The following is a 21209-nucleotide window of genomic DNA, read 5'->3' as shown; positions in this document are numbered from 1 at the left end:
AGAGCGGAACCGGGACGAACGGGTCATCCGGACCGTCCGTCCAGCAGCTCCAGTACCGCCGCCTCCACGGCGCCCTGCGTGGCCGGACGCCCGAACGCCCCGTGTTCGCCCAGCCGGGTGAGCACAGGGGCGATCGTCCGGCCCTGTGCGAAGAGTTCGAAGACGCGCGGGTCGATGTAGGAGGCACGGCACACGGCGGGCGTGTTGCCCAGGTAGTGGCTGACCTCCTTGACCGCCCGCACGGTCTGGCGGTGCCGTGCCGCCTCGGTGGCGCTGCCGTCCTCACCGGTCACGGCGACCGCGACGGCCGCGAGGACCGTGGCGTGCCAGGTGCGGAAGTCCTTGGCGGTGACGTCGGTGCCGGACAGCCGGCGCAGCGCCTCGTTCAGGTCGGCGCCGTGCAGCTCGCGCCAGGCGCCGCGCTCCCAGTACGTCAGCAGGCGCTCGCCGCCGCGCCGGCGCCGCATCAGGGCCCGTACGACGGCGTAGGCCTCCTCGTCGACCAGGGCCCGCACCATCTCGGTACCGCCCTTGGCCGGGAAACAGAAGGCGATCTCGCCGCGGCCGCAGGTGACGTGCTCGCGCAGCATGGTGGTCAGGCCGTAGGTCTCGCTGTTCCTGGTGTGCCGGTCACTGCCGATGCGGAAGAAGCCCCGCTCCAGCAGGCGCACCGCGCAGGCGGTGACGCGGGGGCGGCTCAGGCCTCGTCCGGCGAGGTCGGCGCGGACATGGCGGCGCAGGTCGGGCAGCGCGCGGGCGATCTCGCGCACGTGCTCGTGCTTGGCCTGCTGCTGCCGGGCGTGGAACTCCTCGTGGTACAGGTACTGGCGGCGCCCGGCGTCGTCGGTGCCGACGGCCTGAAGGTGGCCGTTAGGCCAGGGGCAGATCCACACGTCCCGCCAGGCGGGCGGGACGGCCAGGGCGCGGATGCGGGCCAGCTGCCCGGGATCGGCGAGGGGGCGTCCCTGCTTGTCCAGATACCGGAAACCGCGGCCGTGACGGACGCTCCGGAAGCCGGGACGGTCGCAGGAGACGGTACGCAGACGCACGGCCGGCACCTCAGGGCCGGCGCCAGGCGTCGCTGTCGAGGTGCGAGCCGGCCTGGGGCCCCATGCGCAGCATGCCGCCGTCCACGGCCCAGGACGCGCCGGTGACGTAGGAGGCGTCGGGGCCCGCCAGGAACGCGATGACGGCGGCCACCTCGCGGGCGTCGCCGGGCCGCCCCAGCGGCACACCGGGCCGGGACTCCGTGTGCACGTCGGTGTCCTCCTGGCCGGTCATCGGGGTGGCGATCTCGCCGGGGGCGACGGCGTTGACGGTGATGCGGTGCTCGGCCAGTTCCAGCGCCATCACCTGGGTGAGCAGGCCGAGGCCGCCCTTGGCGGCGCAGTAGGGGGCGGCGCCGACGCGGGGCTGGTGCTCGTGCACGGACGTCACGTTCACGATGCGGCCGCCGTCGCCCTGCCTGATCATGTGCCGGGCGGCCTTCTGCCCGCACAGGAACGGGCCGACGAGATCGACGTCCAGCACCTCGCGCACGGTGTCCAGGTCCAGATCGAGGAACGGCGTCATGGTGCCCGTACCGGCGTTGTTGACGAGCACGTCGAGCCGTCCCAGCCGGTCGCACAGCGCGTCGACGGCGTCGGCGTCGCCGGGCAGCCGGGTCAGGTCCATCCGCTCGACCTCCGCCCGCCGCCCGAGCGCGCGGACCTCCCGCGCGGTCTCCTCGGCGCCCTCGCGGTCGGTGTGCCAGGTGATCCCCACGTCCATACCCGCCCGGGCCAGCTGTACGGCGGTGGCCCGCCCGATCCCCGAATCGGCCCCGGTGACCACGGCGACCTTGCCACCGGTCGGGCTCGGACCTGGCATGACGGACCTCCTCCACAGCGAACCACGATCGAGCCATCGCAGTACCCGAGCCCACCCACCACAAACAACGACCCACGGCACCCGCACCCGCGACGGGAGGTACGACGATCCGCAGGCGCCCCGGCCCCGCCGTGACCACCGGCCGCGGGCGAGACCGCGACCACCCACCGGACAGCAAGGGGCCGCCGCAGGCAAAAAAAGGGGCGCGGGGAACGGCGCGAGCAACCCCCCACCCACCCGCAGACGAAGACGGCGGACACGCCACCGTGCGGACCCCCACCACCTGGGGAACCCTGGTGGCAGGAGGTGGCAATGGACCCCGTCGCGGCTCTGGAGCGCATCGCGTTCCTCTTGGAGCGGGCCCAGGAACCGACGTACCGCGTCCGCGCCTTCCGTACCGCGGCGCGCGTGGTGCGGGAGCTGCCGGAGGAGGAGCTGCGCGAGCGGGTGCGGGGCGGGACGCTGGAGTCGCTCAAGGGCGTCGGCCCCAAGACCGCGCAGGTCGTGCAGGAGGCGCTGGGCGGGCAGACACCCGGGTACCTGCGGAAGCTGGAGGAGGAGGCGGGCAAGGCTCCCCCCGTACGCGGCGGTGAGGCGCTGCGGGCGGCGCTGCGCGGTGACTGCCATCTGCACTCGGACTGGTCCGACGGCGGCAGCCCGATCGAGGAGATGGGCCGGGCGGCCGCCGCGCTCGGTCACGACTGGGCCGTACTGACCGACCACTCGCCGCGCCTGACGGTGGCCCGCGGCCTGTCCCCGGAGCGGCTGCGCGAGCAACTCGGCGTGGTGGCGGAGCTGAACCGCACGTGGGCGCCGTTCCGGCTGCTCACCGGCATCGAGTGCGACATCCTCGACGACGGCTCCCTCGACCAGGAGCCCGGGCTGCTCGCCGAGCTGGACGTCGTGGTGGTGTCCGTCCACTCCAAGCTCCGGATGGACGCCCGGGCGATGACCCGCCGTATGGTGGCCGCCGTCCGCAACCCGCACGCCGACATCCTGGGCCACTGCACCGGGCGCCTGGTCACGGGCCGCGGACGCCCGGAGTCGCAGTTCGACGCGGACGAGGTGTTCGCCGCGTGCGCCGAGTCCGGCACCGCGGTGGAGATCAACAGCCGCCCCGAACGGCTCGACCCGCCCCGCCGCCTGCTGCGCCGCGCGGTCGAGGCGGGCGCGCTGTTCTCGATCGACACCGACGCCCACGCGCCCGGCCAGCTGGACTGGCAGATCAACGGCTGCGCCCGCGCCGAGGAGTGCGGGGTGCCCGCCGAACGTGTCGTCACCACCTGGTCCGCCGACGACCTGCTCGCCTGGACCGGCACCGGCCGCGTGCCGTCCGGAGTGACGGGTGCCTGACGTGGTACCCGTGCGAGCCGCGAGAGAAAGGATCACCGCATGGACCGTGCCGCCGTCTTCGACGTCGACGGAACCCTCGTCGACACCAATCACCTGCATGTCGTCACCTGGTGGGAGGCCCTGCGCCAGGCGGGCCACCGGGTGCCGATGCACGCCGTGCACCGGGCGGTCGGCCTCGGCTCCGACGATCTGATCGCCCATCTGCTGGGCGAGGACCGCGACAAGGACCAGGACGGCCGGCTCAGCGCCGCGCACACGGCGCTGTACGGCCAGTACTTCGACCGGCTGCCCGCGCTGGCGGAGGCCGGGGCGCTGCTGAAGCGGCTGCACGGCGACGGCTGGGCGGTGGTCCTCGCCACCTCCGCGAGCGGTCCCGAGCTCACAGCGCTGCGCGCCGCCATCGACGCCGACGACGCCATCACGGCGACCGCCAGCTCCGACGACGTCGAGGAGGGCAAGCCCGCCCCGGAGCCCGTCGAGCACGCGCTGGAACTGGCCGGGGTGCGTCCGGAGCGGGCGGTGTTCGTGGGCGACACGGTGTGGGACATGAAGGCCGGCCGTCGCGCCGGGGTGCGCTGCGTGGGCGTGCTGTGCGGGGGCATCCCGCGTGCCGATCTGGAGGAGGCGGGCGCGCAGGCGGTCTACGCCGATCCCGCTGATCTGCTCGCCCGCCTCGACGACAGCCCCCTTGGGTGATCGGTACGCACCTGCGGGATACCCGTCGCGCATGACACGAGCGACGGACGCCGTACGGGGCGAGGCCCAGGCCATCGGACGGGCGGTGAGCGCGGCCGCTCGCGGCCCGGGCCGCGAGCGGGATCTGGTGGTGCAGTCGCTGAAGGCGGCCGCGGCCGGGCTGCTGGCGTGGGTGGTGGCACGGATCTGGCTGAACGACCCGATGGCGCTGATGGCGCCCTGGGTGGCCGTGGTGCTGGTGCAGGCGACCGTCTACAGCTCGCTGCGCCGGGGCGCCCAGCAGTTCGCCGCGATCTGCGCGGGCGCGCTGATCGCTTCGGGCGCACAGGCGGTGACCGACGACACGACCGGCGCGCTCGCGCTGTCGCTGCCGCTGCTGATGCTGCTGGCGAACTGGCCGCGCTTCGGCGATCAGGGCGTGTACATGGCCACGACGGCCATCTTCACGCTGACGGCGGGCCCGGTGTCGGCGTCGGCGGTCGGCCATCGCATAGGCCAGGCGGCGCTCGGCGCGGTGATCGGGGTCGCGGTCAATGCGTTCGTGCTGCCGCCGGTGCATCTGCGCGACGTACGGGAGAACCTGTCGGCGCTGGCCCGGGAGGCGGGCGACACGCTGCACCTGGTCGCGTCGGGGCTGCGTGAGGGCGACTGGGACGCCTCGGTGACCAGCGAGTGGTCGCACGCCGCCGACCGGCTCCAGTGGCGGTGCCGGGGACTGGGCTCGGCCCGCGCCTGGAGCGAGGAGAGTCTGCGCCTGACCTCCGCGCCGCTGCGTGCGCTGCACCGGGTGCCGCAGGGGGTGCCGCCCCGCTCGGAGGACGAACGGTTCAGCCGGGTCGCCGGGCATGTCACGGCACTGACGCGGGCGCTGGCGGTCGCCGCCGACGACGCGCGCACCCCGGCCCCGCCCCAGGGTGAGGCGCTGCGGCTGTACGCGAGCCTGCTGGAGCTGATCGGGGACGCCTGCCACGCCGAGGCGGACCGGCTCGGCGATCCGTACGCCGGGCCGCCGGCGGGCGACGACCGGCGGGAGGAGGAGATGGAGGAGCTGCGGTGCCGGCTGCAGAAGAGCCTCCAGGAACACGTGGGCCTGGGCGCCTCGGTGACGACGGTCCTGGGGACGCTGCTGCTGGAGGCGGAGAGCATCTGGGCGGAGGCCGTACCGGGCCGGGACGGCGACAGCGAGGACGCCGCCCCCTCCCCCGTGACGCAGATCACCTCAAACGGCGACAAGCCGGGGAACACCGGCCGGTAGCCGTCCGTTGAAACCACCGTGGGTGCGGATGGGACAGTGTCCCCGGGCCTCACCTTTTGCCCACAGGGACGATCGTTCGGCTGAAGCCCTGTGGAGCCTTTCGCCGAGAGGCGACCGCCATCCGCGCCCACCACAGTCAGCCCCGACCGGCATCCCCCCGTCCGGTCGGGGCACTTTCCTGTCCCGGCCCCTTCGGGACGCCACAACCGGCCCCTCGCGCGCCGATGCCCCCGGCTGGAAGGCGACGCCGGGGCCGCCCCGCCCAGCCCCCCCGACCGCGCAACGACGCCGGACCGGCCCCGCCCAGGCCCCCAGCCACGGAGCCGCGCCGGAACTCTCGTCCGCTCAGCCCCTTGCCCCGGAGCGACGCCAGGGCCGCCCCGCCCAGCCCCCGGCAGGGGCCGGCACCGGGACTTTCGTCCCCTCGGCCCCCGGGCAGGGAGTGGCGCTTGACTTTGAGTGCGCTCCAATTCGTAGCGTGCCGGGCATGAGCGACAGCGTCATCACCGCACAGCACAAGATCGGCTCCGGTTTCGGCGCCCGGTCCACCGCCGACGACGTCCTGGCCGGCCTCGACCTCACCGGCAGGCTCGCCCTCGTCACCGGGGGCTACTCCGGCCTCGGGCTGGAGACCACCCGCGCCCTCGCCAAGGCCGGCGCCCGGGTCGTGGTGCCCGCCCGGCGCCCCGCCGCCGCGCAGGAGAACCTGGCCGGTATCGAGGGCGTCGAGGTCGACGACCTGGACCTCGGCGACCTGGACAGCGTGCGCGGCTTCGCCGACCGCTTCCTCGCCTCGGGTCGCCGCATCGACTACGTCATCGACAACGCCGGCATCATGGCCTGCCCCGAGACCCGGGTCGGGCCGGGCTGGGAGGCGCAGTTCGCCACCAACCACCTCGGACACTTCGCCCTGGTCAACCGGCTGTGGCCGGCGATCGAGCCCGGCGGCGCCCGCGTCGTGTCGGTCTCCTCGCGCGCCCACCACTTCTCGGGCATCCGCTGGGACGACCCGCACTGGCAGCAGGGCTACGACAAGTGGGAGGCCTACGGCCAGGCCAAGACGGCCAACGCGCTGTTCGCCGTCCACCTCGACCGGCTCGGCCGGGACCGGGGCGTGCGCGCCTTCTCCCTGCACCCCGGCGGCATCCTCACCCCGCTCCAGCGGCACCTCCCCAAGGAGGAGATGATCGAGCGCGGCTGGATCGACGAGAACGGCACCGTGCTCGATCCGGAGGGCTTCAAGACCCCCGAGCAGGGCGCGGCCACCCAGGTGTGGGCGGCCACCTCACCGCAGCTGGACGGCATGGGCGGCGTCTACCTGGAGGACTGCGACATCGCCGAGCCGGCCGTCGAGGGCGGCACCACCGGTGTCAAGGCCTGGGCCACCGACCCGGAGCAAGCGGCCCGGCTGTGGGAGTTCTCGGCCGGGCTGACGGGCGTGAACGCCTTCGCGGGCCGGTCCGGTTCAGCCGGCTGACGCGAAGTCCCGCAGGTCCGAGGTTAGTTGCCCGGCGTGGGTGGCGAACAGGCCGTGCCCGCCGTTGTCGTACACCTTCAGCGTGGCGTCGGGTGCCAGCTCGGCCGTGCGGCGGCCGGTGAGCTCCAGGGGCGCCGAGGTGTCGTGCGTGCCGTGGATCACCAGGACCGGCAGGTCCAGCTTGGTGATCTCCGGCGCCATGTTCAGCCCGGCGATCAGCTCGCGCAGCGCGGTCCCGGCGCGGGGTGTCGAGACGTGGCAGGCGCGGACCATGGACTGCACATACGCGTCGGACAGCTCGTTGCCCGGCAGGTCACGGGCGAAGAAGGAGTCCGCGCCGTCCGCGAAGAACGCCGAGCGGTCCCGTCGCACGGTGTCGTTGAACGCCCGCATCGCCTCGGGTTCCAGGCCGTCGGGGTGGTCGGCGCACCGGACCAGGCCGGGGGCCACCCCGGACACCAGGGCGAGCCGGTCCACCCGCTCGGTGCCGTGCCGGGTCAGGCAGCGCACGGCCTCCACGGTCCCTACGGAGTGGGCGACGAGGGTGACGCCGCGCAGGTCGAGGTGGTCGAGCAGACCCTGTACGTCGTCGGCGAGGCTGTCCAGGTCGAAGCCGCCCCACACGTCGTCCGAGCGGCCGTGCCCGCGCCGGTCCAGGCCGACGCACCGGAACCCCTCCTCCGCGAGCGGGATCGTCTGCGCCTCCCACATGTCCGTACCGAAGTAGGCGCTGTTGACGAAGACGAGCACGGGTCCGTCGGCCGGTCCGTGGTCGACGTAGTGCAGCCGGGTGCCGTCGACGGGGCTGGCGAAGTACGGCATGGGACGTCCTCCTGCGATGCGGTGGGCGGGTACGTCCCTCATCCTCGCGGCGGCCGGGGCGCGGGTCGATTACCCCGGAGGTCATGGCCGCCGCCCGGCTGCGTGTGCGGCCGGGCGGCGGGTACCCGGGCCGTCCAGCCGCCGCGCAGAAGGGAGCCGAAGGTGAGCAGCACCTCGGGCAGCAGGATCGTCGTCACGGGCGCCACCGGCAATGTCGGCACCAGCGTGGTGCGGCTGTTGTCGGAGGACCCCCAGGTCGGATCGGTGCTGGGGCTGGCCCGCCGGGTGCCGGACTGGTCCCCGCCGAAGACCGAGTGGTCGGCCGTCGACCTGGCCTCGGAGCGGGCCGGGCTCGCTGAGCGCTTCGCGGACGCGGACGCGGTGATTCATCTGGCGTGGGCGTTTCAGCCGACGCACGATCCGGCGACCACCTGGCGGACGAACGTGCTCGGCAGCATCCGGGTGTTCGACGCGGTGGCGGCCGCCGGGGTGCCCGCGCTGGTGCACGCCTCGTCGGTCGGCGCCTATTCGCCGGGACCCAAGGACCACGCGGTCGACGAGTCCTGGCCCACGCACGGCTGGCCCGACGCCGCGTACTGCCGGGAGAAGGCGTATCTGGAGCGGGCGCTGGACACCTTCGAGCGGGAACATGCCGGGACGCGGGTGGTGCGGATGCGGCCGGCGTTCCTGTTCAAGCGGGAGTCGGCGAGCGAGCAGCGCCGGATCTTCGGCGGCCGCTTCCTGCCCGGCCCGCTGGTCCGCCCCGAGCTGCTGCCCTTCCTGCCGGACGTCCCGGGGCTGAGGGTCCAGGCCCTGCACACCGACGACGCGGCCCGCGCCTATCAGCTCGCGGTCGCCTCCGATGTACGCGGCGCCTTCAACCTGGCCGCCGAGCCGCCGCTCGACGCGCGGGTGCTGGGCGAGCTGCTGGGCGCGCGTCCGGTGCGGCTGCCGCGCACGGCGGCACGCTCGGCGATCGCCGCGGCATGGGGCCTGCATCTGCTGCCGGCCTCCCCGCACCTCTTCGACGCGGTGCTCCGGCTGCCCCTGATGGACTGCACCCGCGCCCGGGTCGAACTGGGCTGGCGGCCGGAACGCTCGGCGACGGACGTGATCCAGGAGTTCCTGGAGGGCCTCCAGCAGGGCGCGGGCGCCAAGACGGCCCCGATGGCCGGCCGCAAGGTGGGCTGAGCAGGGGTTTCGCAGCCCTGCCGGGAGGTACCCGCGGGGGCCGGACGAGCCGAAAGGAGCATGTCGTGGCCGCACATCGTGCCGAGGCACCTGGAGAGAACGCCGACCCGGTCCCGCGCGACCTGCCCGACCAGCAGGCCGACGGCAAGGAGGACCCCTGGGAGGTGCCCAACCCGGCCGGCCGGCCCGGTCAGGACGCCGAGGACGAGGGGCGGGGCGACGCTCTGCCGGACACCGACGAGGCCGGCACCGGTCCCGACGGCGCGCAGCAGCAGCCGCGCGGCGCCGACCAGGACCAGCCGGTCCCGGACGAGCCGTCGGGCTGAGCGGTCCCGCAGGGGCCGCCGGGCCGATCCGCTCCCGGACGAGCCGCCGGGCTGACGGCCGGGCGGCCGGATGCCGACACGGCGGGGACAGACGTCTGCTCGGCCGGGCACGCGGCCGCCACTGTGACCGAGCGGACGGCCGTCATCGTGACCGGCACGACGGCCGTCATCGTGACCGGCCGAACGGCCGGCAGGCCGTCACCGTGACCGGGTGAACGGCCGTCACCATGACCGGGCGCACGGCCGTCACCGCACGATCCAGGCCGCGAGCGGTCAGTCCTGGCCCGCGCACGCAGCAGGCAAGCCCTCGCCCCGGCAGGGGCAGTCGTCAGCGCGGTACCCGGTCCCCCAGCGCCGTGCGCCAGGCCGGCTCCGGGCTCTGCGCGGCGGGTTCGGCGCGGCGGCCGCCGCGGCCGAAGAAGTCGGCCAGCGGGAGGATCGCCGCGCCGACCGTCACCGCGTCTGGGCCGAGCCGGCCGAGTTCGATCGCGACCTTCTCGGCCGGGTGCCGCAGCGCGTAGGCGGTGGCGTGGCGGCGCACCGCGGGCAGGAAGCGGGCGCCGAGCTGGAGCCCGGCCCAGCCGCCGATGAGGATCCGCTCGGGCTGGAAGAGGTTGATCAGGTCGGACAGGCCGGCGCCCAGGTACTCGGCGGTCTCCTCGAGCACGGCCAGCGCGACGGGGTCGGGCGCGGTGCCGTCGGGCGGGTAGGCCGCGGCGAGCATGGCGGTGAGGTCCGCCTCCTCGTCGCCGCCCTGCGGGGGCCTGCCGCCCTCCTCGGCCCAGCGGGCGAGCAGCGACTCGGCCCCGGCGTACGCCTCGAGACAGCCGAGGGCGCCGCACCGGCAGCGCCGTCCGCGCACCCGTACGGTCAGGTGGCCCCACTCCACGGCGCGCCCGTGTTCCACGTCCGGGGTGACCAGGCAGGCGCCGACACCGGAGCCGAAGAGCACGACGACGGCGTTGCGGGCGCCGCGCCCGCCGCCGAACCACATCTCGGCCTGGCCGAGCGTCTTCGCGCCGTTGTCGATGAAGTACGGCACCGTGTCCGGCAGCGGGGAGCCCGCGCGCAGCAGTGCCTCCAGCGGGGCGGCGTCCCAGCCGATGGTCTGGCCGTGCACGACGGCCCCCAGCTCGGGGGTGTGCTCCACGATGCCGGGGACGCCGATGCCGACGCCGAGCAGCGCGCTCGCGCCGGTGCCGGAGGCGGTGAGCACCTCGGCGATGCCGTCGCGGATGTGGCCGACGATCGCCTCGACGGCGTATCCGCGCCGCTCCAGCGGCCGTTCGGCGCGGGCCAGTTCGGTGAGGGTGAGGTCGAACAGCTCGACGCGCACCCGGGTCTCGCCGACGTCCACGCCGATCATGTGACCGCTGCCGGGGGCGACGCGCAGCAGGGTGCGCGGGCGCCCGCCGTCGGAGTCGACGCTGCCGGCTTCCTCCAGCAGGCCGTCGGCGATCAGATCGGCGACGACGTTGCTGATCGAGCCGGAGCTCAGCCCGGTGGCCGGGCCCAGCTCGAAACGGCTGAGCGGCCCGTCGAAGTACAGGCGCTGGAGTACGGCCGTACGGTTGGCCCGCCTCAGATCGCGCACCGTGCGCCCGTTCCGCCCCGCCATGTGGCTCCTTCCGCCCCTGCCGACCTGCACCCTATCGCCGTTCGGGGCGGGAGGACACTTTCCCCACCCCTTAGTTCACGGAGAAAGGTAAGCCGGTCGCCGGGGCGGACCGCCACGTCACCCGGCCGCGTACACGTCCTCGACGTACCGCCCGGCGGCGACCAGGCCGTCGAGCCACCGCTGCGCCGCGGCGTCGTCGGTGCCCGGAGTGCGGCCCCGGTACAGCGTACGGAACGCCTCGCGCACGCCCGGAGCCATGCGCGCCCCGTCGCCGCAGACGTGGACGCGGGCGCCGGCGTCGAGCAGCCGGCCGACCTCCTCGGCGTCGGCGGCGATGCGGTGCTGGACGAACATCTGTCCGTCGACCGGGGCCGCGCTGAAGGCGGGGCGCAAGGACACCGCGCCGGCGGCCTCGGCGGCGCGCAGCTCCTCGGCGTGCAGGAAGTCGGCGTCCGGTGCGTCGCAGCCGAAGTAGAGGAGCGCGGGCGGCAGTTCGGCGCCCGCGGCCAGGGCCGCCGTGCGGTCGGCGATCACGCCCCGGAAGGGGGCGAGGCCGGTGCCGGCGGCGATCAGGACGACCGGGTGGGCGTGGTCCACGCGGAAGGCCTCCCGGCACGGCTGCACGCGCGCGTACACCGTGTCCCCGGGGCGTACGGCGGCCAGATGACCGGACCCGGTGCCGGTGTAGTCACCCTTGCCCGAGCGAGCCGGTGCCTGGAGCACGGAGACCATCAGGTCGGCGTGGCGCGGGTCGGCGGCGGGGGACGAGGAGATCGAGTAGTGGCGCGGGCGCAGCGGGGTGAGCAGGCCGAGCAGCGCCGGCCAGTCGAGGGCCCCGCGCAGGGCCGGGTGGTCCTCGAACAGGTCGATCAGGGTGCGGGGGTCGTCGGCGGGGAGGGACGCGAGTGCGGCACGCTCGGGCGGGCAGGGGTTGGCCGCGGCGAGGGCGGCGATCCGGTCGGGGCCGGGCCGCTCCTGCAACTCGACGTGATGGGTGAGCAGTTCGCGCACCGTCAGCGGCCGGTCGACGGCGAGCCCGTCGCGTCGGCGGCGGGTGGGGCGGATGTCCAGGACCGTGTCGAGGCCGACGCCGAGGGCCGCGGCGGCACGCTCGACGAGACGAGGCGGGTGGGCGGGCAGCACCGTGAGGTGGTCGGCGGTGCGGTAGGTGACGCCGTCGGGCAGCGCGACGCGGACGAACCGCTTGCGGCGCGGATGCCCGGGGGCGGTGAGGTCGCAGGCCTCGGTCACGGTCATCGGCACGAGCGCGTGCCGCTCGGCGAGCGCGTCGAGGGGACCGCCGCCGAGGGTCCGCACCTCGTACGCCGCGGCCGGTTCGTCGCCCTGGACGGGGGCCGCGTCGGGGTCGCCGTACCGCTCCAGCAGGGCGGCGCGCAGCCGTACGGTGAAGTCGCGCACGGCGCCGGTGAGGTCGCCGGAGGCGTCGGCGGCGGCACGGTCGGTGAGCCGGACGGCGCCGAGGGCGGCGAGGCGTTCGTCGATGCGGGTGGGCACGTGCTGGTAGGTGGCGGCCCAGGTGCGGTCACCGACGCCGAGGACGGCGTAGGTGACGCCGGTCAGGTCGGGGTCGCCGTCCAGCCAGGCGGTGAAGGCCGTGGCGTCGTCGGTGGGGCGCCCGTTGTAGGAGGCGGCGGTGATGATCACGGGCCGGTCCGTGGGCAGTCCGCTCGCGTACGCGTCCAGCGCCGCGACCTCGGTCGCGCAGCCCAGCTCCGTGGCCTCGTCGGCTAGTTGGGCGGCGAAGGCGCGGCAGGTGCCGTAGTTGCTGCCGTGCAGGAGGAGCGCGCCGACGCCGGGGCGGACCCGGGCGGGCAGGGTGTCGGGGGCGACCGTCCGCGCCGCCTGGGCGGGGACGGCGCCCGGCAGCGGCGGGTGGGCGCGGTCGGCGGCGGTGCGCGGGGTCAGGGTGAGCGTGAAGCCCTCGGGCTTGAGGGTGAGGGTCTCCTTGACGTCGAGCCGGTAGCCGGCGTGGTCGTGCAGCCGGTAGCGGTGGACCAGCATGGCGAGCAGCATGGTCGCCTCGTGCAGGGCGAACTGCCGCCCGATGCAGGCCCGTTCGCCGGTGCCGAAGGGCTTGTAGGCGTGCACGGGGCGGGCCGCCTCGGCTTCGGGCGCGAAGCGGGAGGGGTCGAAGAGTTCGGGGTTGTCGCCCCACACGGGCTGCCGGTGCAGCATCGGCGTGAGCACGGTGACGGCCTGTCCGGCGCGCAGCGGGACGCGCCCGCCGAGCAGGGTGTCCTCGAGGGCGTGCCGGCTGAACGCGGCGGCGGTCGGCCACAGCCTGAGCGCCTCGCTGAGCACCTGCCGGGTGCGGGGCAGCCGCCCCACGTCCTCGTACGTCGGCTCCGGGTCGGCGGTGTCGCCCCACAGCGCGTCGACCTCCCGCCGTACGAGGTGCAGGGCTGTCGGGTCCTTGGCCAGGTGGTACAGCGCGAACGACATCGCGCCGGAGGTCGTCTCGTGGCCGGCGATCAGGAAGGTGATGACCTGGTTGCGGATGTTGGCGGGGTCCAGCGTGGTGCCGTCGGCGGGGTGCTCGGCGGTGAGCATCAGCCCCAGCAGGTCGGTGGCGTCCTGGGCGCCCGCACCGGCCCGCGTGACGGTGCGGGAGGCGATCACGTCGTCGACGACCTGGGCGAGATGGGCGGCGTCGTCCCGGAAGGCGGCGTCGGCGGCTGAGTGGTCCTCGCCCGGGGTGCGGCCCAGGCGGGTCATGCTCCAGTGCAGGCAGCGGACCATCGACTCGACGAAGGGGTGCGGCCGGTCGCCCTCGAAGGAGCCGAAGTCGTAGCCGAAACCGGCCAGCCCGATCGTGTCCAGGGTCATCCGCGTCATGTCGTCGGCGACGTCGACCGGGCGTCCCTCGGCGGCGGCGCGGTCCCAGGCGGCGATCAGCCGGCGCGCCACCTTCAGCATGACCGGGTGGTAGGTGCGCATCGACCCGAGCGCGAAGGCCGGCATGAGGATGTCGTGCGCCTTGGCCCAGTTGGGTTCGTCGTTGTACGCGGTGAACAGGCCGTCGGCGGCGAACTCACGGACGTTCTCCAGCGCGGGGCTCACGTGCTTGGCGAACCGCTGTTCGTCGGCGAGGTCGGTGACGAGGTCGACGTCGGCGACGAATAGGGTGTCCCGTCCGTGCAGCCGGCGCACCAGCACCGGTCCGTGTTCCCGCATCAGGTCCATGACCTGCTGGATCGGGGTGGGGCCGGGGCCGGTGGCGGTGATGTCGACGACGGGGACGCCGGGGAGGGCGGCGGTCCGGGGATGCGCTGCGGTGGGGGGCATGGCGCGACAACTGCCTTTCGCGGTAAGGACGTGCTGCGCTCCAGCCTGGTCGACGGGCCCCGTCCGCCCGTGCGCGCCGGCTACATGATTGTGTAGTGCGCGGATGGGGGTCGCCCTTGCGCCGAGTGGCTGGAGGTGCTGGTGGACTGGGGTCGGCAGGAGGCCGTGGTGTGGCGCAACCGCGCGCTGGCGCTCTTCGACCGGGTGGCGGTGCCGGTCGCGGTGTGCGACGTGTACGGCGGGCTGCTGCTGGCCAACCCGGCGATGGCCGCGGAGTGCGGTACGACGCCGGGGCGGCTGCGCGGCCGCCAGGTGCTGGAGCTGTTCCGGCCACTGGAGGAGGCGCAGGTCGAGCGGATCGCGCAGGCGCTGCGGCTGCGTCACCGCTCCCGCTACCAGGTCTCCGTGCGCTGGCCGGCGCCCGACGGGACCGAGCGGCTCGGGGAGCTGACGGCCGACCCCGTGAGTGACACCGCCGACGACACGCCCACGCTGCTGGTGATGCTGCGGGTGCTCGGCGAACGCCCGCAGCGCGACCGGCCGGCCGCTCGGGTCACCCCGGCGGAGGCCCGCATCCTCGCGCTGCTGGCGGAGGGCGCCACCACGGCCCGTGCCGCGCGGGAGACGGGCCTGACGACGGACGGCGTGACCTATCACCTGCGGCGGCTGTCGGCCCGCTGGGGTGCGGCGAACCGCACGGAACTGGTGGCCCGCGCCTACGCCTCCGGGGTGCTGGCGGCCGGAGTCTGGCCGCCGGCACCGGCTTCACCGTCGGCCGGATAGGCGGTACCCGCGGCCGGAGCGTGGCCCCGCCCGCCCCTGACGCTGGGCGCGTCCCGTGGCCGAGCAGCCGCGGGTCCCACCGGCGGCCGCCCCGTCCGGGGCCGGGCACCCCGGCGGGGCGTGCACGCCGGCACCAGCGCCGGCAACCCACCCGCCGCACGGTCGCAAACGAGGCCGCGCCCGCCGCCGACGGGACGACACCGAAGGCCGCGCCGCACCGCAGCACCCTTCGCGCCCTTCGCGCCCTTCGCGCCCGCAGGATGGTGTTCTCGGAAAATCCGTTGGCGTCCGCTCCTCACCCCTGCCTAACCTAGGTGAAAACCTAGGGCCCCTAGGATCGGATACCAGGAAGCAGTCATGAGATCACTCACCGAGCGGGACATCCGCAACTCGTTCATCAACTGCTCGAAGGGCGAGGCGAAGCGTCTCGCGGTGCCCCGGGATCTCGACGAGCGGCCCTGGGACGATCTCGACTTCCTCGGCTGGCGTGATCCGGGCGCGCCGGACCGCGCCCATCTGGTCACCGAGCGGGACGGCGAGCCGGTCGGCGTCGCGCTGCGCTTCACACCCGCCCGGCGGGCCCTGATGCAGCGCAGCCTGTGCGCCCTGTGCCTGACGTCCCATCCGCGCGGTGGCGTGTCGCTGATGACCGCGCGCAAGACGGGCGCGGCGGGGCGGCAGGGAAACTCGGTGGGGCTGTACATGTGCACCGACCTCGCCTGCTCCCTCTACGTCCGTGGCAAGAAAGTGCCGGAGAACGGCACCCGGTTCGAGGAGAGTCTGACCGAGGAGGAGCAGATCGCCCGGACGACGGCGAACCTGTTCGCTTTCCTGGACAAGATCCGCGCCTGACCGGCCGGTCACGGGTTCCCGCAGGTCGCCTCGGATCCCGGAGATCACGTGGAAGCTCGGGCCGCCGCCGCCAAACGCGGTGACGCGGGCCGCACACCGCTGCCCTCTGGGGCGCGTGCGGCCCGCGAACACCGCCGGGGAGGTGCAGCCCGGCTGTCACGGTGGGCCGTAGGCGTTCGGTTTCGGCCATGAGGCGTTCGAGGTCGGAGGGGAACGGGAACAGGCCAAGGGATGCGAGATGTACGTGAGTGGACGCCCACCCTCGAGCGACTGAGGCAGTGGCTCGGGCGGCTGTGGCAGTGGCGGCGGGACCCCGCGGTCGTACAGGCACTGCGATCGGCGGCCGCGGCGACGGTCGCCTACGTCGTCGCGGTCCGGCTGAGTCCCGAGCCGGCTCCGCTGACCGCACCGCTGACCGCGCTGCTGGTCGTCCAGGTGACCCTGTACGCGACGCTCACCAACGGCATCCGCCGGGTGAACGCGGTGGTGGCGGGCGTGCTGGTGGCGATCGCGTTCAGCCTGCTGGTGGGCCTGACCTGGTGGAGTCTGGCGCTGGTGATCGTGGCCGCGCTGGCCGTCGGCCATCTGGTGCGCGTCGAGGAGTACGTCCAGGAGGTCGCGATCAGCGCCATGCTGATCCTCGGCGTGACCACGCACGGCGCGACCGCGTGGGCGCGCGTCCTGGAGACACTGATCGGCGCCGTCGTCGGCATGGGGTTCAACCTGCTGCTCGCCCCGCCCGTGTGGGTGGACGAGGCGGGCGAGTCCATCGACGACCTGGCGCGGCGGGTGCGGCAGATGATGCTGCGCGTCGGCGAGCAGGCCGCCGGCCGCCCGTCCTACGAGCTGGCGGCGGCCCGGCTGCACGAGGCGCGCCGGCTGGACCACGCCATCGCCGAGGTGGACGCCGCGCTGCGGCAGGCCGAGGACAGTCTGCGGTTCAACCCGCGGGTGCGCGAGGGACTGCTGCACCGGGTGGTGCTGCGCACCGGCCTGGACACCCTGGAGATCTGCACGGTCGTGCTGCGGGTGCTCGCGCGCACGCTGACCGACCTGGCCAAGGAGCGCGATCCGGAGCCGCTGTTCCCCCAGGACGTGGGGGCGGCCATCGAGGAGCTGCTGTCGCAGATCGCCGACGCGGTGGTCAGTTTCGCGGTGCTGGTCACCACGCACACCAGCGTCAGCGCCGAGTCGGCCGAGGAGCGGCTGACCATCCAGCTGCGGCAGGCCGCGGCGACCCGGGACAAGGTGGCCGAGCTGCTGCTCAAGGAGGTCCAGCACGAGCCCCGGCACTGGCAGCTGAGCGGCGCCGTGCTGACCGAGGTCAACCGGATGCTCGACGAGCTGGACACCGAGCACCGCTCGCGCCGGCTGCTGGAGGAGCTGGACCGGCACACCCGTGAGCAGCGTGAACGGCTCCCCTGGGTGGTGTGGCTGCGGGAGCGCCTCGGGCTGCCGCGCCGGCTGCGGCGGGGCGGCCGGCGGCTGCGGGCCCGGATTCCGGAGCGGCTGCGGTGGAACCGCGGGGCGGGGATCCGGCGTTCTCCGTGACGGCACCGCGTGCGCGGTGTCCGAAAAGGCACCACTGAGGGAGCGTGCGGATGAACGGTGGCGTGCGGATCGACGGGAACACCCTGCGGCTGCCGGGGGGTGTGGCGGTGCGGTTCATCCGCACGCTGCGGCTGCCCGAGTCGGGCACCCATGCGCTGCCGCCGGGGCTCGGCGAGTTCCCGGTGCGCCGGGTCGCCGACTACCCGGACACCGTGCCCGAGGCGTGGCGGGCGCGCGGGGGCGTGATGCTGCCGGTGTATCTGCGCGAGGCGATGTGGCTGTCGTTCGCGGGCAGCAGCGAGCCCGCCGCCCTCCAGATCGGGGCGGGCAAGGTGTGCGCGGTCTCCGGCAAGGCGTGGACCGGGCGGCTCTCGCGCGACCCGCAGAACTACGTCGTCCTGCCCCGGCAGCCCTGGCTGGACGGCATCAACTCCGGCCGGGGCACCGTGCGGCAGTTCGTCGCGGTGCCGCTCGGCCTCGGCGCGACCGTCGAGGGGCAGGTCACCGGCGAGGAGGTGTGGGGCGGCGTGCAGGTGCAGTCGTTCCCGCTCGGTGAGCCGGCGCTCGCACGGTGGCGGGAGGAGCAGCGGCGTCTCGCGGAGGCGATGGCGCGGACCATGACCGGGGGCTACGGCGGCCCCCCGCCGGGCGGCGCCCTGCCCGCCATGGCGCCCGCGCCGGGTGCGGCGCCCGCCGCCCCGGGGGCCGCTCCGCGCGCCGCGGCGGCGATGGGGCTCGGCGTGGGCGGTTCCCTGCGTCAGGAGGTCTACCGCGACGACCGCCCGCTGTCCGACTGGGCGGCCGAGCCCGCCGGGCGGGTCTTCGTGCACCTGGTGACCCCGCCGGAGTGGCGCCGCATCACGGGCGAGGCCCCGCCGCCCTCGCCCGTCGACCGGGCGGCGTACACCCGGGCGGGCCTGCCCTGGTACGACTACTACGACGCCGACGCCGACGATCTGGCCCCCGCGGACCCGCTGCAGTCGGTCAAGCCGGTCGGCGACTGGCTGGGCGACGACCACGACCCGTGGCAGGCCCCGGCCCCGCACCAGATCCACCCGCTGAAGGACGCCCCGGGCAAGCCGGTGACGGACGGCGACTGGTAGCCGCGGCGACGGGCATCGCCAGGCCGGTGCCCGCGGCCACAGGAGTCGTCCCGGCCCGGGCCTGCCCCACGGGCATCACCCCAGCCCGGGCCCGCCCCCACGGGCATCACCCCAGCCCGGGCCCGCCCCCACGGGCATCACCCCAGCCCGGGCCCGCCGCCACAGGCATCACCCCAGCCCGGGCCCGCGGCCACAGGCATCGCCGCGGACCCAGGGCCGGGCGGATCGCAGCAGGCGCCGGGGCCGGGCGGATCGCAACAGGGGGCGCCCGGCGGCCGTGGCGCGCGCCCCGCACCAGATGTTGCACGCGTCGGGTCCGGCTTGCGAGGGTGGCCGTCACGACCGGTGAGGCGGACGACACCTTGGGGTGCGGGCATGGGCAGGGACGGGCAAGGGGCGCGCGGGACCGGCTGGAGCCGGCGCGGCGCCGTGGGTGCGCTCGGCGGCGCCGCCGCCTCCGTGGCGCTCGCCGCGTGCGGCGCGGGCCACTCGTCCGGCGGGTCCACCCCCTCGCGGACGGCGGCCGGGCCGTCCCGGCGGGCCGACCGGACGGCGTCCGGGCCGCGCCCGCTCTACCTCGGCACCTACACCTCCGCGCCGGGCGGCGGCACGGGCATCGGCCTGGCCGTGTACGACCCCGGCACGGGCCGGATCACGGGGCAGGGCACGCTGACGGGCGTGCCGGACCCGTCGTACCTGGCGGTGCATCCGGACGGCCGGACGCTGTACGCGGTCGACGAGCGGGAGGACGGCGCGGTGACCGCGATCCGGCGTGCCGACCGCACGGTGCTGGGCAGCCGGAGCACCGGCGGTGCGGCGCCGTGCCATCTGTCGGTGCATCCGAGCGGGCGGTGGCTGCTGAGCGCCAACTACGGCTCCGGGAGCGTGGCGGTGCATCCGATCGACGCCTCGGGCGCCCTGGGCGAGCGGGCGGACCTGGTCACCCACACCCGTCCGGCGCCCGGCCCGGGGCAGCGGGGACCGCACGCGCACCAGGTCGTCACGAGCCCCGACGGCGGGCACGTCCTCGCCGTCGACCTGGGCACGGACACCGTGTACAGCTACCGCCTCGATGCGCGCACCGGACGGCTCACCGAGGTCGCCCGGGCCTCCGCCCGTCCCGGCACCGGCCCGCGCCATCTGGCCTTCCATCCCGGCGGCCGCCACGCCTACCTGGCCGGCGAGGTCGGCAACACGGTGATGGTGTGCGACTACGACCCGGGCAGCGGCCGGCTCGGTATCGGAGCGCCGCAGTCCTCGGGTGCGGAGTCCGGCACCAACTACCCGGCGCAGTTCGCCGTCACCGCGGACGGCCGGTTCGCCTTCCTCGCCAACCGGGGGCACAACAGTGTGGCGCGGTACGCGGTGGAGGCCGCCGGAGCCCGGCTGAGACTGCTGGGCACGACCGACGCCGGGGGTGACTTCCCGCGGCAGATCGCCCTCTCCCCCGACGGCCGGCTGCTGTTCGCGGCGAACCAGAAGTCGGGCGGCGTCAGCGTCTTCCATGTGGACGGCCGCACCGGTGACCTGCGCCCGGCCGGCCGGCCGTTCCCGTCACCGGTCGCCGTCTGCGCGCTGCCGCTGTAGGGCGCGCGGGCAGCCGGAGCCGCTCGCCCGGGCGAGCAGGTGGTGCATGCGCTCGGTGAGCTGGGGGACGTCGTCGGCGGGTGCGTGGAAGGGCAGGCGTACGTCGCCGTGGGTGCGGGCGCGTTCGATGCGCAGCGTCAGTCCGTGCCGGTCGACGGCGAGCGGGCGGACCCGGACGGCGCCGTGCAGGCTGCCGGGGTCGACCAGACGGGTGAGGCGTTCGACGGCGTCGGGGTGGGCGTCGGCGAGGTGGGTGAGCAGCTGTGCCTCGGCGCCGGTCAGCGGGTCGGGCGCGGCGGCGGTGAAGTCGTCCACGGCGACGACGGCGGCGCCGGAGGGGCGGCGCAGGACGATCCGGGTGGGGTGGAAGGCGAGCTGGTCGTCCTCGGGGGTGAACCAGCCGGCGAGCCACAGCCGGGCACGGATGCGGTGGCGGACGGGTACGGGCGCGACGTCGGCGAACTCCAGGACGGCGGAGGGTTCACCGCGCGGTGCGCAGATCGCGGCGGTGAGCAGCGCGCTGTCGTCGGGCAGGCGCAGCAGGACGCGCCCGTCGTCGCTCATGGCGTGCGCGCCCACGAACTCCTCGCGGCCGCCCTCGGCGGTCACCGCGCACGACCAGGCGGCGGCGAGCACGGACCGTGCCCGCTCGGCCGTTCCGGGCGCGGCGGCCCACCTCTGGCTGTCACCCATGCCGAACCTCCTCCACACCAAACCTTCTTAGGTAAGCCTCACCTAACTTATCGGAGATCGGGGTGTGCGCCAACCAAGCCCCCGCACCGACGGCGCTCAGCTCGCGAGAACTCCGAGCAGCGCCCGCGCGCACAGGTCACGTACCTGCTCCCGGCTCAGGTCCGAGCCGCGCAGCCACTCCAGACAGACCGCCGTCGTGAACGCCAGCCAGCCCCGTACGGCGAGGCGGACGTCGGGACGCTGTCCGAAGAGCGGGCCGAACTCGGGGTCGCCCGCCAGCGCGGCGAGGATCTGCCGTTCCTGCGCCGCCAATGCCCGCCGGTAGACGCGCCGCACGGTCTGGTCACCGGCCGCGTCGGCACGATGGAAGGCGCGGTAGCCGTGGGCGTGCGCCCGCACGTGCTCCAGGTAGGCGTCGAGGACGACGGTGAGCTGCTCGCGCACCGGCACGCCGGGCACGGCGGCCGTCATGCGCAGCATGCGCTCGCTCTCCCGCTCCACGACCGCGGCGAAGAACTCCCGTTTCGTCGGGAAGTAGTGGTACAGCAGGCCGCGTGAGACGCCGGCGATCTCCGCGACCTGCTCGATCCACACGTCGTCGTACGGGCTCTCCGAGAACAGCCGGGCGCCGACCGTGAGCAGCTGCTCACGGCGCTCGGCGGTGCTGAGCCGACGGCGGGTGCGCTGCCCCTGGTTCGCGGCCATGCCCGCACTTTACTTGACGCGG

Annotated in this window: 18 protein-coding genes; 11 read left to right on the top strand and 7 right to left on the bottom strand. The window is 74.8% G+C overall.

Annotation, left to right across the window (positions count from 1 at the left end; genetic code table 11):
• Positions 1 to 23 precede the first annotated feature (23 nt).
• Positions 24 to 1049 carry a DNA topoisomerase IB gene (locus AB0E88_RS14845; RefSeq protein WP_361629605.1) on the bottom strand — a complete coding sequence of 342 codons (1026 nt, stop codon included), beginning with the start codon at positions 1047 to 1049 and terminating at the stop codon, positions 24 to 26.
• A 10-nt stretch (positions 1050 to 1059) separates the two neighbouring features.
• Positions 1060 to 1869, bottom strand: a complete 810-nt coding sequence (locus tag AB0E88_RS14840; protein ID WP_361629602.1) for an SDR family oxidoreductase — start codon at positions 1867 to 1869, stop codon at positions 1060 to 1062.
• Between the two features lie 312 nt (positions 1870 to 2181).
• Here AB0E88_RS14840 and AB0E88_RS14835 point away from each other — a divergent pair, with 312 nt between their 5' ends.
• The 4 genes from AB0E88_RS14835 to AB0E88_RS14820 all read left to right on the top strand — a co-directional run bounded on the left by AB0E88_RS14835 (position 2182) and on the right by AB0E88_RS14820 (position 6650).
• Positions 2182 to 3222 carry a PHP domain-containing protein gene (locus AB0E88_RS14835; RefSeq protein ID WP_361629599.1) on the top strand — a complete coding sequence of 347 codons (1041 nt, stop codon included), beginning with the start codon at positions 2182 to 2184 and terminating at the stop codon, positions 3220 to 3222.
• Positions 3223 to 3261: 39 nt separating this feature from the next.
• Positions 3262 to 3918, top strand: coding sequence for an HAD family hydrolase (locus AB0E88_RS14830; RefSeq protein ID WP_361629596.1), 657 nt, complete (start codon positions 3262 to 3264; stop codon positions 3916 to 3918).
• A 31-nt stretch (positions 3919 to 3949) separates the two neighbouring features.
• A complete protein-coding gene (locus tag AB0E88_RS14825; RefSeq protein ID WP_361629593.1) occupies positions 3950 to 5173 on the top strand; it encodes an FUSC family protein in 1224 nt (407 codons plus the stop codon).
• A 487-nt stretch (positions 5174 to 5660) separates the two neighbouring features.
• Positions 5661 to 6650: an SDR family NAD(P)-dependent oxidoreductase gene (locus tag AB0E88_RS14820; protein WP_361629590.1), complete on the top strand. Its 990-nt coding sequence runs from the start codon at positions 5661 to 5663 to the stop codon at positions 6648 to 6650.
• On the opposite strand, the gene AB0E88_RS14815 is transcribed toward AB0E88_RS14820, so the two are convergent.
• Positions 6639 to 7472: an alpha/beta hydrolase gene (locus tag AB0E88_RS14815; RefSeq protein ID WP_361629587.1), complete on the bottom strand. Its 834-nt coding sequence runs from the start codon at positions 7470 to 7472 to the stop codon at positions 6639 to 6641. The genes AB0E88_RS14820 and AB0E88_RS14815 overlap by 12 nt on opposite strands.
• A 162-nt stretch (positions 7473 to 7634) precedes the next feature.
• Here AB0E88_RS14815 and AB0E88_RS14810 point away from each other — a divergent pair, with 162 nt between their 5' ends.
• Together AB0E88_RS14810 and AB0E88_RS14805 are read left to right on the top strand one after the other, a co-directional pair.
• Entirely contained in the window at positions 7635 to 8663 is a 1029-nt protein-coding gene (locus AB0E88_RS14810; protein ID WP_361629584.1) for an SDR family oxidoreductase, read from the top strand.
• 65 nt (positions 8664 to 8728) lie between these two features.
• Complete coding sequence (locus tag AB0E88_RS14805) at positions 8729 to 8989, top strand: hypothetical protein (RefSeq protein ID WP_361629581.1); 261 nt, start codon at positions 8729 to 8731, stop codon at positions 8987 to 8989.
• A 328-nt stretch (positions 8990 to 9317) separates the two neighbouring features.
• On the opposite strand, the gene AB0E88_RS14800 is transcribed toward AB0E88_RS14805, so the two are convergent.
• Both AB0E88_RS14800 and AB0E88_RS14795 read right to left on the bottom strand, forming a co-directional pair.
• Positions 9318 to 10607, bottom strand: a complete 1290-nt coding sequence (locus tag AB0E88_RS14800; protein ID WP_361629578.1) for an ROK family protein — start codon at positions 10605 to 10607, stop codon at positions 9318 to 9320.
• A 117-nt stretch (positions 10608 to 10724) separates the two neighbouring features.
• Entirely contained in the window at positions 10725 to 13913 is a 3189-nt protein-coding gene (locus AB0E88_RS14795; RefSeq protein WP_361629575.1) for a cytochrome P450, read from the bottom strand.
• A 141-nt stretch (positions 13914 to 14054) separates the two neighbouring features.
• Between AB0E88_RS14795 and AB0E88_RS14790 the strand changes: the two genes are divergently transcribed.
• The 5 genes from AB0E88_RS14790 to AB0E88_RS14770 all read left to right on the top strand — a co-directional run bounded on the left by AB0E88_RS14790 (position 14055) and on the right by AB0E88_RS14770 (position 19789).
• The gene (locus tag AB0E88_RS14790) at positions 14055 to 14696 is read left to right on the top strand and encodes a PAS domain S-box protein (RefSeq protein ID WP_361629572.1); all 642 of its coding nucleotides are present in this window, start codon (positions 14055 to 14057) and stop codon (positions 14694 to 14696) included.
• A gap of 357 nt (positions 14697 to 15053) precedes the next feature.
• Entirely contained in the window at positions 15054 to 15548 is a 495-nt protein-coding gene (locus AB0E88_RS14785) for an FBP domain-containing protein (RefSeq protein ID WP_361629569.1), read from the top strand.
• Between the two features lie 231 nt (positions 15549 to 15779).
• The gene (locus AB0E88_RS14780; RefSeq protein WP_361629566.1) at positions 15780 to 17099 is read left to right on the top strand and encodes an FUSC family protein; all 1320 of its coding nucleotides are present in this window, start codon (positions 15780 to 15782) and stop codon (positions 17097 to 17099) included.
• A gap of 50 nt (positions 17100 to 17149) precedes the next feature.
• Positions 17150 to 18202, top strand: coding sequence for a hypothetical protein (locus AB0E88_RS14775; protein ID WP_361629563.1), 1053 nt, complete (start codon positions 17150 to 17152; stop codon positions 18200 to 18202).
• A gap of 375 nt (positions 18203 to 18577) precedes the next feature.
• Positions 18578 to 19789: a lactonase family protein gene (locus AB0E88_RS14770; RefSeq protein ID WP_361629560.1), complete on the top strand. Its 1212-nt coding sequence runs from the start codon at positions 18578 to 18580 to the stop codon at positions 19787 to 19789.
• Here AB0E88_RS14770 and AB0E88_RS14765 read toward each other — a convergent pair.
• Both AB0E88_RS14765 and AB0E88_RS14760 read right to left on the bottom strand, forming a co-directional pair.
• Positions 19757 to 20482 carry a DUF2470 domain-containing protein gene (locus AB0E88_RS14765; protein WP_361629557.1) on the bottom strand — a complete coding sequence of 242 codons (726 nt, stop codon included), beginning with the start codon at positions 20480 to 20482 and terminating at the stop codon, positions 19757 to 19759. The genes AB0E88_RS14770 and AB0E88_RS14765 overlap by 33 nt on opposite strands.
• A gap of 96 nt (positions 20483 to 20578) precedes the next feature.
• Positions 20579 to 21187 carry a TetR/AcrR family transcriptional regulator gene (locus AB0E88_RS14760; RefSeq protein WP_361629554.1) on the bottom strand — a complete coding sequence of 203 codons (609 nt, stop codon included), beginning with the start codon at positions 21185 to 21187 and terminating at the stop codon, positions 20579 to 20581.
• Between the last annotated feature and the right edge of the window lie 22 nt (positions 21188 to 21209).

It is taken from the genome of Streptomyces sp. NPDC028635 (genome assembly GCF_040637635.1).
GTDB lineage: Bacteria > Actinomycetota > Actinomycetes > Streptomycetales > Streptomycetaceae > Streptomyces.
This window is presented reverse-complemented; position numbering and strand designations above follow the sequence as displayed.